We start from the raw sequence: 11,167 nt of genomic DNA, 5'->3' as shown, positions 1-11,167 counted from the left end.
AAGAAGCGCGACCAGCAACAGCAGCAGACCGAGCAGGCGCCAGCCGAACAGGCCGCCCCGGCCGAGGAACAGCAGCCGCGCCGCAAGAAGCGAGACCAGCAACAGCAGCAGACCGAGCAGGCGCCGGCCGGACAGGCCGCTCCTGCAACCCAAGAGCAGCCGCCGAATAAGAAGAAGCGCAACCAGCAGCAGCAGCAGCAGACCGAGCAGGCGCCAGCCGGACAGGCCGCTCCGGCCAACGACAACCAGCCGGGCGAGAATCCGCGCAAGAAGAACCAGAACACCGAGGCCGCGCCGGCCGAGCAGGCCCCTGCCGCCGCAGAACAGGCGCCCGCCCAGGGCGAGCAGCCCCAGGACAAGACCAAGAAGCGCGGCAGGAAGCCGGTTGGCGAACAGCCGGTCACAGGTGAGCAGCCTGCCACCGGCGAACAGCAGCAGACCGGCAAACAGCCGGCCACGGGCGAACAGCCGGCGACGGGTGAACAGCCTGCCACCGCCGGCAAGGCCGCGCCTGCCCAGGGCGAAAACCCCGTGCAGGGCGAGGCACCCGCCGACAAGAACGCAGCACCTATCCTCGACAGCCAGAAGGATGCCCAACGCAGGGCTCGGCGCGAGAACGGCCAGAGGAAGCCCGCCAACCAGAATGGCGAACAGCAGAACGGAGAGCAGCAGAGCGGCGGGCAAAACGCCCAGCAAGGCGGCGTTCAGGGCCGCAAGCCGGTGGTCGCTCCGGTCGACCAGGGACCCCCGCCCACCGACGACAAGTCGGCCCAGCAGGCAATCCAGCCTGAAAAAATCGCCCCGGTGACGGAGGAGAAAGGCAAGCGCGTAGAGCGTGCACCCGATGAGAACATCCGCGACCGCCGGCGTCCGAAAGGCGTCGACGTCGTCAAGGAACTCGGCGACCGCGTCATCCTGCAGTTCAACAACCAGACGTACGTCCAGAGCAATGATGCCCCGCGCATGACCCGCGGCGCCAGGAATGTGTACTATGAGGATCTGTCGGGCGATCGCACCCGGGAAGTCGTCGAACGTGACAACGGTGTCCGGATCGTCACCATCCGCAACCGCTATGGCGACGTCATCCAGCGTTCGCGCATTGCGCCGGATGGACGCGAATATGTGCTGAGCTATGTCGACGAGCGCAGCTATGAGGACGAAAACGACTGGCGCGATCCCGGCGATGACCTGCCGCCGATGCGGCTGACCATCCCGCGCAGGGACTACATCCTCGATTCCGAGGATGTCGAAAGCGACGACGACTACTACACCTTCCTCGAACAGCCGCCGGTGGAGCGGGTCCAGCGTCTCTATTCGATCAACGAGGTCAAGCGTTCGGCGCGCGTGCGCGACATTGCGCGGCGCATCGACCTTGACACGCTGAACTTCGAATTCGGCTCGGCCTCGATCTCCGATACCGAGGTGCAGAAGCTGCAGGGCGTCGCCGACGCCATGGAGAAGCTTTTGAAGAAGAACCCGGCCGAAACCTTCCTGATCGAAGGCCACACCGACGCCGTCGGCACGCCGGAGGCAAACCTTGCCTTGTCGGACCGCCGCGCCGAAGCGGTTGCCGAAGCGCTAACCAACGCCTTCGGCATCCCGGCGGAGAACCTGACGACGCAGGGCTATGGCGAGGAGTATCTGAAGGTCAACACCTCGGCTCCCAACCGGGAGAACCGGCGTGTCGCCATCCGCCGCATTACCCCACTGGTGGCGCCGGTCGCCAGCAACGATTAGGTCATGATTTCAAAACCATGACCTGGTTTGCGGACTCAATGCGAGAAGTACCCATCCCCGGCTCGATCGGGGATGGGAAAGCTTGGGATCGGGGCCTCAGGATCGGGAGATTTGTAGCGGCATCAGAGCCGGCTCATTGAATCGCAAGCTCACTCACCCCAGATTCAAGCCTGGGCGTTCCCTGCCCCGTCCCGACTCCAGCGGGACGCACTGAGCCCCGCCGGCCCTCTCCGGCGGGGTTTTTTGCTCAAGAGCAATTCCGGAAAGGTGTGAACGGTTTTGCGTTGGCAAAGCCGAGAAAGACGAGGCGTGACCAGTCTCGCCCACTCGCGTGCTTGCCAAGATTCGGCTAGATTGGTACCATCTATTGGTATCGGAGACCGCCATGCCCAAGAACACGTCCATCACGCTAGGCGATCAGTATGATGCCTTTATCCGGCGGCAGATAGCGAATGGCCGTTTTGGATCGGCAAGCGAAACCGTTCGCGCCGGCCTTCGTCTTTTGGAAGAACAAGAGCTAAAGCTGGAGCAACTCCGCTCGGCCATCGATGAAGGGGATATGTCAGGCGATCCAGAGCCATTCGACTTCGACGCTTTTCTAGCGTCAAAGAAGCGCGGATGACGCGAACCATCAGGTTCTCGCCGAAAGCTAAAGCAGATCTCGACCGCATTTGGGACCATTCCTTGGAAGAATGGGGTCTGGAGCGAGCGGAAGCTTATATCCGCACCATTCGCTCAGTCCTAAATTTGATAGACCAATTTCCGGCGATGGCAAAAAACGCAGAGAATATTCGCCCTGGCCTGCTGAAGTATGCCGTTGGCTCTCATGTGCTTTTTTTGCGGATTGCCGATCGATCAATCAATGTTGTGCGCATTTTGCATCAGCGAATGGATTACCCAAGGCATCTTTAGAAGGCTGTCCTGATCTTCGTGTCGGAATTGGCAAACACCTCGTCCGGCACGAAGAAGTCGCCGGCCAGCGGCCCGGTCGCGCCTGGCGCATAGACCGAAAAATCGCTGATGCCCTCGGCGCGCAGCACCTCCTCGTCGATGTAGAAATTGCCTGATGCCTCGCGTGACGGCCGCATGAAGATGGCGTGCGCTGCGTCGGCCATGATGTCGGGCGACCGGCTCATCGCCGCGACCGTCGCGCCACCCAGGAGATTGCGCACCGCCGCCGTGTCGATGGTCGAGATCGGCCACAGCGAATTGACCGCGATGCCGTCCCTGGCAAACTCCGCGCTCATGCCCAGCGTGCACATCGACATGCCGAACTTGGCCATGGTGTAGGCGACATGGTTCTTGAACCATTTGGCCTTCATGTCGAGCGGCGGCGCCAGATTCAGGATGTGAGGATTTTCAGCCAACTTCAGGTACGGAATGCACATTTTCGACACCAGGAAGGTGCCGCGCGTGTTGATCTGATGCATCAGGTCGTAGCGCTTCATGTCGGTCTCCAGCGTTCCGGTGAGCTGGATGGCGCTGGCATTGTTGACGCAGATGTCGATGCCGCCGAATTTCTCCACGGTCTTTGCGACCGCCTCGGCGACCTGCGCCTCCTCGCGGATGTCGCACAACATGGGCAGCGCCTTGCCACCGGCCTGCTCGATCTCGTCAGCCGCGGTGTAGATCGTGCCCGGCAGCTTCGGATGCGGCTCGGCGGTCTTGGCCGCGATCGTCACATTGGCGCCGTCGCGCGCGGCACGCAGGGCAATCGCCAGCCCGATGCCGCGCGACCCGCCGGAGATGAACAGCGTCTTTCCCTTGAGCGACATTTTTCCTCCGGAGGCTTTGTCTCGTTGCGTGATCCTTGCCCGCGCCGCCGGCGGATACAAGAGCTTGCGCCGGGAAGCCATGGTGACGCTGCGGAGGGTCTCATGCCTTGCTGGCTGCAAACGACCTGGCGCAGCTACAGATTTGCCATATAATTGCGCACCGGATGGCAGATCATCACATGGCTTTGTCGATCAACGATAGCGAAGTAGAGCAGCTGGCGCGAGAGCTTGCCAGGAGCCGCGGCGTGTCCGTGACGGAGGCGATCCGGCAGAGCCTCGAAAACGAAATCGCTCGCGAAAGCATGATCTCTCAGCCGAAAGAGTCTGAACTGATCGTGAAGCTTTTGGAAATTTCAGAGCAAGCAAGTCAAATACCAAAGCGCGATCACGCGATGACGGAAGACGAGATACTCGGTTACGACGAACTCGGAATTCCAACCAGATGATGCATACTTCGTCTGCGGCGTGGCGCCGCCCCTCATTGCCCTGCCGGGCATTTCTCCCCGTATAGTGACGGGGAGAAAGACGCTACCATCGCCGCCTTCGCCAACCATCAACGTTGAAAGAGGAGCGCCGAGGTCGCAGCAGCTTACTTCTCCCCGTCACTATACGGGGAGAAGGTGCCGGCAGGCGGATGAGGGGCAGCGCCGACTCTGGCGATGATCGCCAAGTCTGCTGGATACGTTGCTCCTAGACCAGCACCAGTCCCTGCCGCATCGCGATGGCAATGGCATCGGTGCGGTTGGCCGCGCCCAGCTTGATCAGGATCGCGGCGACATGGAACTTTGCCGTGTGCACTGAAATGTTCAGCCGCCGCGCGATCACCTTGTTGGGCGCGCCTTCGGCCAGCAGCGCCAGCACCTCCGCCTCGCGAGGCGACAAGGCTGGCCGGGCGGCATGCTCGTCCAGAACGTCATCCTCGAATGGCTCGCCCTCGCCGGCATGGAAATCCTCATGGCGTCCGTGGCCGCCATCGCCCGAGACGCGATAGCCGGCCGCCGCCAGCCGCGCCGCCGCGGCGACCAGCAGATCGTTGGCGCCCACGGGCATGACCGCAAACACCTCGCCGGCCGGCCGCTCACCGCCGGCGCGTCCCGACAGCAGCACCCTTGGCACCGAGGCCGGCACGGCACCTCCGCTCCTGTCGTCGATGATGGCGACGTCGGCCCTGCCGCCGCCGGCAATGACCGGCAGCAGGTCCTCGCTGCCAGCAAGCGTGGCGGCCAGGCGCTCGGCGCGCGCCGCGTCGGTAAGCGCAATGAGCACCACCAGCCGCCGAGACGCGACGCTGTCAGCCATGATCCGGTCACCGGCGAGCGTTTCCATCGGTCCTCTCAGGAAAGCGGCTTTTCGCCGATGGTCAACGTCACATCGCGCTGTTCGCCGCCGCGCACCACGCCAAGCGTCACCGAAACCCCGGCGCTGTCGGGCCCAAGCCTGCGGATCAGGTCGCGCGGGCCATGCACGGCCTCGCCGTTCCAGGCCACGATGATGTCGCCCAGCGACAGGCCGGCGGCCTTGGCCGGACCGTTGTCGTCGAGGCTCATCACCATCGCGCCGCGCGCATCGCGGTCGCGCACCGGATGCAGGCCGGCGCCGAGATAGCCGCGTGCGACATGGCCCTTTTCACGCAGCGTCGCGACCGCGCGTTCTATGGTCTCGTAAGGCATGACCAGCGCACGGCCACGCGGCCCGAACAACAACATGCCGATCAGCGCGCCCTTGGCGTCCAGCACCGGGCCACCCTCGAAGCGGCCGCCGGCGCCGACGGCCAGATTGATGCGCCGGTCGATGGTGCCGCCGCGCATCGAGCGCCAGGCCGGGCCGACTTCGCCGACCGACCCCGACACGGCCAGTGCCGAACCCTGGCTGTTGCCGATGGCAATGGCGATATTGCCGGGCCGGACGGCATCGGCATTGGAAAGGACAGGCACGGTGGCCGTATCCGCGGGCTTCAGCAGGGCAACGCCCGTCGAGGGATCGCGGCCGACCAGCTCGGCCTTCACCGTCTCGCCGGAGGCAAGCGTCAGTTCGATCTCCTCGCCGGCCTCGACAGCCTCCTCGGCGGTGACGAAATAGCCGTCGCGCCAGTGGAAGGCGCTTGCCGTGCGGTGATGATGCGTGGCGAAGCTTGCCGTTGCCGGCGCCGCCTTGGCGGCAAGACCCGCGATGGCTTGCGAAAATGCATTCAGATTGAAATCGCTCATGATGATCTCCTGGGTTTCTTGCATAGCCCAGATATCGCTCGGCAGCGCGCCCGGAGGTACTCGCCTGACGGCTAGTTGCTGGTTTGACTGGCCATCTGGTCAGGTCGCGGCGGTTCCGGCCGCTCCGCACATATAGTGCCTGTCGCCCAAAAGTGCTCAGCGGTTTTGGGATAACGACATGCACAGGGAAAAACACGATCAAACTTGAAGACACGGAGCCCGCTCATGGCCCTCGCCGCCCAGATAGTCCAAGCCAATGACACATTGGCCGACGCCACGCTGCTCGACGCCTATTCGACCACGGTCGCCGACGCGGTCGACCGCATCGGCCCGGCCGTCTGCCGCATCGAGCGCATTGGCGGTCAGGGCGGCCATGGTTCCGGCTTCGTCATCGCGCCGGACGGCTTGGTCGTCACCAATTTCCATGTCGTCGGCGACGCCAGAACGGTGCGCGTCTCGATGCCGGACGGAGCCTCGCGGGAGGGCCGCGTGCTCGGCCGTGACCCCGACACTGACATCGCGCTGGTGCGCGCCGATGGCAGCTTCACCGAAGTCGCGCCACTGGGCGATTCCAAACGGCTGCGGCGCGGCCAGATCGCCATTGCCATCGGCAATCCGCTCGGCTTCGAATGGACGGTCACATCGGGCGTCGTCTCGGCGCTCGGCCGCTCGATGCGCGCCTCGACCGGCCGGCTGATCGATGACGTCATTCAGACCGATGCCGCGCTCAATCCCGGCAATTCCGGCGGCCCGCTGGTATCATCGGCCGGCGAAGTCATCGGCGTCAACACCGCCATGATCCACGGCGCGCAAGGCATCGCCTTCGCTGTCGCCTCCAACACCGCCAATTTCGTCATTTCGGAAATCATCCGCTTCGGCCGCGTGCGCCGCGCCTTCATCGGTGTGTCAGCCGACACCGTCAATTTGCCGCGGCGCGCCGCCCTTCTGTCGCAGGTGTCGACCAGCACGGCGGTGCGGCTGCGCAGCGTCGAGAAGAATGGCCCGGCGGCTATAGCCGGCCTCAAGGAAGGCGACATCATCGCCGCCATCGACGGGCGCCCGGTCACCGGCGTCGACGACCTCGTGCGCTTGCTCGACGCCGAACGCATCGGCCGCGAGACGCTGTGCACGGTGGTGCGCCGCACCGGCGTCAGCCAGGTGGCGGTGACACCGGTGGCGCGGGCGAGCTAAGGCTCAAGCCCCTGCCGCGCCCTCCGTGTATAGCGCCAGGAATTCCTCGCTGGGCGGGATCGGCTTGATGACATCGATCAGCACGCCGTTGGGATCGCTGGTGATGAAATGGCGCTGGCCGAAGGGCTCGTCGCGGAGCGTCCGCAGGACCGGCAGACCGGCTGCAAGAATGCGCTCATAGACCGTGTCGGGGTCGCGGGCCTCGAAATTGATCAGCAGGCCAGACGTGCGCCCCCGCCCCTCTTCCGGGATCGTCTCGTGGTCGCCCTGGACGATGCCGAGATTGACTCTGCTGTTGTCCATCGATCGCAGATGCACGTACCAGTCGCTTTCAAACAGCGGGCGGAAGTCGAAATGCTTGACGTAGAATGCCGCCGTACCGGCGACGTCGCCGGTCATCAGCACCGGGTAATAGCTCGTGGTCTTCATCTTTTCTTCTCCCGTCAAACCACATACAGTCTGCATGTAAATGCTATTAACATACAGGCTGCATGTATGCAACAGGACTCCGCGCGCCGCTCCAACCGCGACCGCACCGAGGCGACGCGCGCCGACCTGATCGCGGCGGCGCGAAAGCTGTTCACGGAAAAATCCTATGCCGAGACCGGGACGCCCGAGATCGTCGCCGCCGCCGGCGTGACGCGCGGCGCGCTCTATCATCATTTCGCCGACAAGCAGGCGCTGTTTGCCGCCGTCGTCGAGCAGGAGGCGCGGGCGGTGGCCGACGAGATCGACCGCGCTTCGCCACCCTCGCTCGCAGCCCGCGATGCGTTGATCGCAGGTTCGGATGCTTATCTCGCCGCCATGCGCGCGCCCGGCCGCACGCGGCTGTTGCTGCTCGATGGCCCCGCCGTGCTCGGCCGCGCCGCCATGGACGCTATCGACAACCGCCACGGCAACCGCTCGCTGCGCGAGGGCCTGGTCGCGGCGATGCGCGCCAACACGATGACGAGATTGCCGGCGGAAGCACTGACCGCGCTGCTTGCTGCTGCGTTCGACCGCGCGGCGCTTGCCATCGAGGCCGGCGGCTCGGCAGAGGATTACCGCGCCGTTCTCATGGCGCTGATTGACGGGCTGTCCCGCGCCTGACGCGATTCATCGTTCCACGATGCCAAGGTGGTTACGCGCTCACCGTTCGGTTGCGGGAGAGGATCTCACTGGGCTTGTCGCCGGCCGCCATGAACTGCCTGATCAGGGCATCACGATTGCCGGGAGCGCGGGATTTCCAAAAGTGTCATGTCCTGAAATGCGTTCAAAATTTCTTCCCAGCGAGCGAAACAGGATTGGTGGCGTCGTCAGACCGGCAGGCCGAGCTGCTTTCGCAGGCTTTTGTCGAATGCGGACGCGGGGACGAAACGGCGCAGGAAACTGACCTGGCGCGCCATTTTTCCCGCCGCATAGCGCTTCTTCGGAGCGGGATCGATCGCGGCGGCCAGAACGGTCTCGGCTACCACTTCGGGCGCATCGCCTTTTTCCATCGATTTCCGCACGGCCTTAGTCATGCCGGCGCGCGCGGAATCATAGATATCAAGCAACTGATCGGGTGCGGCGAGATTGTCCTCGAATGATGTCCTTGTATAGGCGGGCTCCACCAGCGAAACGCGAATGCCGAACGGTCGCAATTCATGATCGAGCGATTCGGAATAGCCCTCGATGGCATGTTTGGTCGATGAATAAAGCGCAAAATAGGGAGCGGGAATGAACCCCTGTACCGAACTCAAATTAACGATTCTGCCCTTCCCTTGACGTCGCATTGCCGGCAGCACCGCGTTGGTCACGCGGAAAACGCCGAAGACGTTCACGTTGAACAGCGCCTGGGCCTGGGCGGTCGAGGACTCCTCCGCACCGCCAAACAGACCCATGCCGGCATTGTTGACAAGCAGGTCGATGCGTCCGGCCCTGGCCAAAACGTCATCGACCAGTTTCGCCACGGACGCGTCATCAGTCACGTCGCAGGTAAGCATGGTAACACCGTCAGATCGCTCGGCGGCCCGACGGCTGGTTCCAAACACGCGAAAGCCCGCGTTCTGCAAGGCTTTGGCCGTTGCGTATCCGATGCCGGTGGATGCGCCCGTCACCAAGGCGACGCCGGGATTGATCTTGTTCATGGAAATCGCTTCTTTCTTTTAGCTGGGTTTGTGTTTTTGAAATGTGACCTGCGCAGGCGCGGCCAAGGGCAAGCTCAGCCAGAGGGTCCCCCCGCGCTCGCGCCGGATAACGTATCCGTCCAGCGCCGGAACAACGCACTGGCGTTGACCCCTCCAAAGCCGAAGCCATTGGAGATCGCGTAGTCCATCTCCAGGGGCCGCGCCTGGTTTGCGACGAAATCGATCCCGTCCCCGGCCGGATCGGGAGCGGTCAGATTGAGCGTCGGCGGCGCGACCTGATCCCTGAGCGCCAGGATCGTGAAGATGGCCCCAAGCCCGCCGGCCGCTCCCAGCAGATGTCCTGTCGCCGCCTTTGTTCCGCTGACAGCTATGCTGAAATCCGCGCCAAAGACCTTTTTGATCGCCTCGATTTCCCCGGCATCGCCGACCGGCGTGGAGGTGGCGTGGGCATTGAGGTGGCGGACGTCCCGTGCCGAAATGCCGGCCTGGCTGATCGCGATCTCCATGGCTCGGCGCGCACCGTCGCCATCCTCGGGACCGGACGTGATGTGATAGGCGTCCGCCGTCGTGCCGTAGCCGACGAGTTCGGCGAGCGGTTTGGCGCCGCGCGCGAGCGCGTGGCTCAATGCCTCGACGACCAGGATTCCGGCTCCTTCGCCCATGACGAAGCCGTCACGCAACATGTCGAACGGACGGGAGGCCTGATCAGGACGGTGATTGAAGGATGTCGAGAGAGAGCGTGCCGCCGCAAAACCGCCGATGCTGACCGCGTTCATGCAGGCTTCGGTTCCGCCGCACACCGCGATGTCGGCTTCATTGGCGCGGATAAGACGCGCCGCGTCGCCGATCGCCTGAATGCCGGCCGCGCACGCTGTCACCGGAGCGCCAAGCGGACCTTTGAACCCGTATCGGATCGAAATTTGTCCCGCAGCCATGTTCACCAGGAACGATGGCACCGTGAACGGCGAGAGACGCCGAACACCGCGCTGATCAACGGTTCGCACAGCTTCGGTTATGGCGGGAAATCCTCCGACACCCGAAGCGATGATCGTTGCGGTGCGGGCCTTGTCATCGTTCGAGACTGGCTTCCACTTCGCCTGGGACAGCGCCTCTTCCGCCGCCGCCAGTGCAAAGAGAATGAAGCGGTCTGCCCTGCGCTGTTCCTTCGGAGCCAGGACGGTGTCCGGATCGAAGCCAGCTTCGGCGTCTTCCTGCAGGGAGGGAACCGTTGCGCCGATCTTCGCGGGCAGGTCTCCCACGACTTCATCCGGAAGCCTCCGGATGCCCGAGCGACCAGCCAAGAGCCGGGACCAGGAAGTCGCCACATTGGCTCCGAGGGGGCTAACTGCTCCCATGCCTGTAATAACGATGCGACGCATATGTGCTCCGGCTGTCATTCTGTTGGATCCCGCGCGGACGCTCGATCGCGATCACCCGCTTGTTCACTTCGGCGAAGGCGCGCCTTGAGGTGATCAAGGTGCGCGCAGTGCGTACCGGAGCGGAGCTATTCCCGCGAAGCCGCAATTCGCCTGACTTCGCCAGCAGCGGCACTGAGAAAACGCAGAGACATCTCTTCATCTTTCAGGATGCGGGAGATCGTTACCGCACCCACCATGAGCGACAGCATCGCCATGGCTTTGTGGTGGTCTCCCGGCCCTTCAGCCGCAGGCATCAATTGGTCGAGAATCTCGAGGTGAGCCGCGATGCCATCCTGGAATGGCTCTCTCACCTCCTCGCTTTGACGCGCCGCGTCCGAGCCAAGCGCCACCAATGGACAACCCTCGCCCTTCATTTCGCGATGTCCAGGTGAAAGGTAGAGGTCGATCACGGCCTCGAGCGGATCAGGGCTTGCAGCGGCAGCGGCCGACCATCTCAGGGTCGCGTGCTCCATCGCCCGCCTTGATGCCTGTGCCGCCAGATCGTCCTTGGATTCGAACTGCTTATAGAATCCACCCTGAGTTAGGCCGGCGCCCTTCATCAGGTCCTTCAGCCCGATGCCATCAAAGCCGTGCTCTCGAAAAAGCCGGCTCGCGGCGTTGATCACCGCTTCGCGATTTGCTTCCGCCTGCGCACGACTCACTCTCATGTCGACCTCTAATTTAGATTACGTACGACATTTATATCTAAGATAGAGTTCGATTGCAATCTA

The 11,167-nt window shown here is 63.5% G+C and carries 13 protein-coding genes; 6 read left to right on the top strand and 7 right to left on the bottom strand.

Annotation, left to right across the window (positions count from 1 at the left end; all coding sequences use genetic code 11):
• From JT360_RS23445 to JT360_RS23435, 3 genes are all read left to right on the top strand, one after another.
• On the top strand, positions 1–1,737 hold a 1,737-nt coding region (locus tag JT360_RS23445; protein WP_214474493.1), incomplete at its 5' end, for an OmpA family protein.
• Positions 1,738–2,122: 385 nt separating this feature from the next.
• Positions 2,123–2,359, top strand: coding sequence for a type II toxin-antitoxin system ParD family antitoxin (locus JT360_RS23440; protein WP_214474491.1), 237 nt, complete (start codon positions 2,123–2,125; stop codon positions 2,357–2,359).
• The gene (locus JT360_RS23435) at positions 2,356–2,649 is read left to right on the top strand and encodes a type II toxin-antitoxin system RelE/ParE family toxin (RefSeq protein ID WP_214474489.1); all 294 of its coding nucleotides are present in this window, start codon (positions 2,356–2,358) and stop codon (positions 2,647–2,649) included. The genes JT360_RS23440 and JT360_RS23435 overlap by 4 nt, the downstream gene beginning before the upstream one ends.
• Here the strand turns inward: JT360_RS23435 and JT360_RS23430 are convergent.
• Positions 2,646–3,512, bottom strand: coding sequence for an SDR family oxidoreductase (locus JT360_RS23430; RefSeq protein ID WP_214474487.1), 867 nt, complete (start codon positions 3,510–3,512; stop codon positions 2,646–2,648). The genes JT360_RS23435 and JT360_RS23430 overlap by 4 nt on opposite strands.
• Before the next feature lie 107 nt (positions 3,513–3,619).
• Here JT360_RS23430 and JT360_RS23425 point away from each other — a divergent pair, with 107 nt between their 5' ends.
• Positions 3,620–3,958 carry a type II toxin-antitoxin system VapB family antitoxin gene (locus JT360_RS23425; RefSeq protein ID WP_250889018.1) on the top strand — a complete coding sequence of 113 codons (339 nt, stop codon included), beginning with the start codon at positions 3,620–3,622 and terminating at the stop codon, positions 3,956–3,958.
• 244 nt (positions 3,959–4,202) lie between these two features.
• On the opposite strand, the gene JT360_RS23420 is transcribed toward JT360_RS23425, so the two are convergent.
• Entirely contained in the window at positions 4,203–4,838 is a 636-nt protein-coding gene (locus JT360_RS23420) for a helix-turn-helix transcriptional regulator (RefSeq protein ID WP_214474486.1), read from the bottom strand.
• Between the two features lie 8 nt (positions 4,839–4,846).
• The gene (locus tag JT360_RS23415) at positions 4,847–5,719 is read right to left on the bottom strand and encodes a S1C family serine protease (RefSeq protein ID WP_214474485.1); all 873 of its coding nucleotides are present in this window, start codon (positions 5,717–5,719) and stop codon (positions 4,847–4,849) included.
• Between the two features lie 225 nt (positions 5,720–5,944).
• Between JT360_RS23415 and JT360_RS23410 the strand changes: the two genes are divergently transcribed.
• Positions 5,945–6,910 (top strand): S1C family serine protease, encoded by a 966-nt coding sequence (locus JT360_RS23410; RefSeq protein ID WP_214474484.1) that lies wholly within the window; start codon positions 5,945–5,947, stop codon positions 6,908–6,910.
• A 3-nt stretch (positions 6,911–6,913) separates the two neighbouring features.
• Here JT360_RS23410 and JT360_RS23405 read toward each other — a convergent pair whose 3' ends face one another.
• Positions 6,914–7,339 (bottom strand): VOC family protein, encoded by a 426-nt coding sequence (locus JT360_RS23405; protein ID WP_214474483.1) that lies wholly within the window; start codon positions 7,337–7,339, stop codon positions 6,914–6,916.
• A gap of 66 nt (positions 7,340–7,405) precedes the next feature.
• Here JT360_RS23405 and JT360_RS23400 point away from each other — a divergent pair, with 66 nt between their 5' ends.
• Positions 7,406–7,999: a TetR/AcrR family transcriptional regulator gene (locus JT360_RS23400; RefSeq protein WP_214474482.1), complete on the top strand. Its 594-nt coding sequence runs from the start codon at positions 7,406–7,408 to the stop codon at positions 7,997–7,999.
• Between the two features lie 206 nt (positions 8,000–8,205).
• Here the strand turns inward: JT360_RS23400 and JT360_RS23395 are convergent, their stop codons facing one another.
• From JT360_RS23395 to JT360_RS23385, 3 genes are all read right to left on the bottom strand, one after another.
• Positions 8,206–9,018 carry an oxidoreductase gene (locus JT360_RS23395; protein ID WP_214474481.1) on the bottom strand — a complete coding sequence of 271 codons (813 nt, stop codon included), beginning with the start codon at positions 9,016–9,018 and terminating at the stop codon, positions 8,206–8,208.
• A gap of 74 nt (positions 9,019–9,092) precedes the next feature.
• Complete coding sequence (fabF, locus tag JT360_RS23390; RefSeq protein WP_214474480.1) at positions 9,093–10,397, bottom strand: beta-ketoacyl-ACP synthase II; 1,305 nt, start codon at positions 10,395–10,397, stop codon at positions 9,093–9,095.
• A 125-nt stretch (positions 10,398–10,522) separates the two neighbouring features.
• Positions 10,523–11,104: a TetR/AcrR family transcriptional regulator gene (locus JT360_RS23385; RefSeq protein ID WP_214474478.1), complete on the bottom strand. Its 582-nt coding sequence runs from the start codon at positions 11,102–11,104 to the stop codon at positions 10,523–10,525.
• Positions 11,105–11,167 lie beyond the last annotated feature (63 nt).

The sequence above is a fragment of the Mesorhizobium sp. dw_380 genome, from assembly GCF_018588885.1.
Classification (GTDB): domain Bacteria; phylum Pseudomonadota; class Alphaproteobacteria; order Rhizobiales; family Rhizobiaceae; genus Mesorhizobium.
The sequence above is the reverse complement of the archived record's forward strand: the minus strand, read 5'-3'. Positions and strand labels throughout refer to the sequence as shown.

What these genes read in the sequence shown, in the direction of transcription:
- JT360_RS23440 (WP_214474491.1), top strand. Translation starts at nt 2,123, where the DNA reads ATGCCCAAGAACACGTCCATCACGCTAGGCGATCAGTATGATGCCTTT.
- JT360_RS23435 (WP_214474489.1), top strand. Translation starts at nt 2,356, where the DNA reads ATGACGCGAACCATCAGGTTCTCGCCGAAAGCTAAAGCAGATCTCGAC.
- JT360_RS23430 (WP_214474487.1), bottom strand. Translation starts at nt 3,512, where the DNA reads ATGTCGCTCAAGGGAAAGACGCTGTTCATCTCCGGCGGGTCGCGCGGC.
- JT360_RS23420 (WP_214474486.1), bottom strand. Translation starts at nt 4,838, where the DNA reads ATGGAAACGCTCGCCGGTGACCGGATCATGGCTGACAGCGTCGCGTCT.
- JT360_RS23415 (WP_214474485.1), bottom strand. Translation starts at nt 5,719, where the DNA reads ATGAGCGATTTCAATCTGAATGCATTTTCGCAAGCCATCGCGGGTCTT.
- JT360_RS23410 (WP_214474484.1), top strand. Translation starts at nt 5,945, where the DNA reads ATGGCCCTCGCCGCCCAGATAGTCCAAGCCAATGACACATTGGCCGAC.
- JT360_RS23405 (WP_214474483.1), bottom strand. Translation starts at nt 7,339, where the DNA reads ATGAAGACCACGAGCTATTACCCGGTGCTGATGACCGGCGACGTCGCC.
- JT360_RS23400 (WP_214474482.1), top strand. Translation starts at nt 7,406, where the DNA reads ATGCAACAGGACTCCGCGCGCCGCTCCAACCGCGACCGCACCGAGGCG.
- JT360_RS23395 (WP_214474481.1), bottom strand. Translation starts at nt 9,018, where the DNA reads ATGAACAAGATCAATCCCGGCGTCGCCTTGGTGACGGGCGCATCCACC.
- fabF (WP_214474480.1), bottom strand. Translation starts at nt 10,397, where the DNA reads ATGCGTCGCATCGTTATTACAGGCATGGGAGCAGTTAGCCCCCTCGGA.
- JT360_RS23385 (WP_214474478.1), bottom strand. Translation starts at nt 11,104, where the DNA reads ATGAGAGTGAGTCGTGCGCAGGCGGAAGCAAATCGCGAAGCGGTGATC.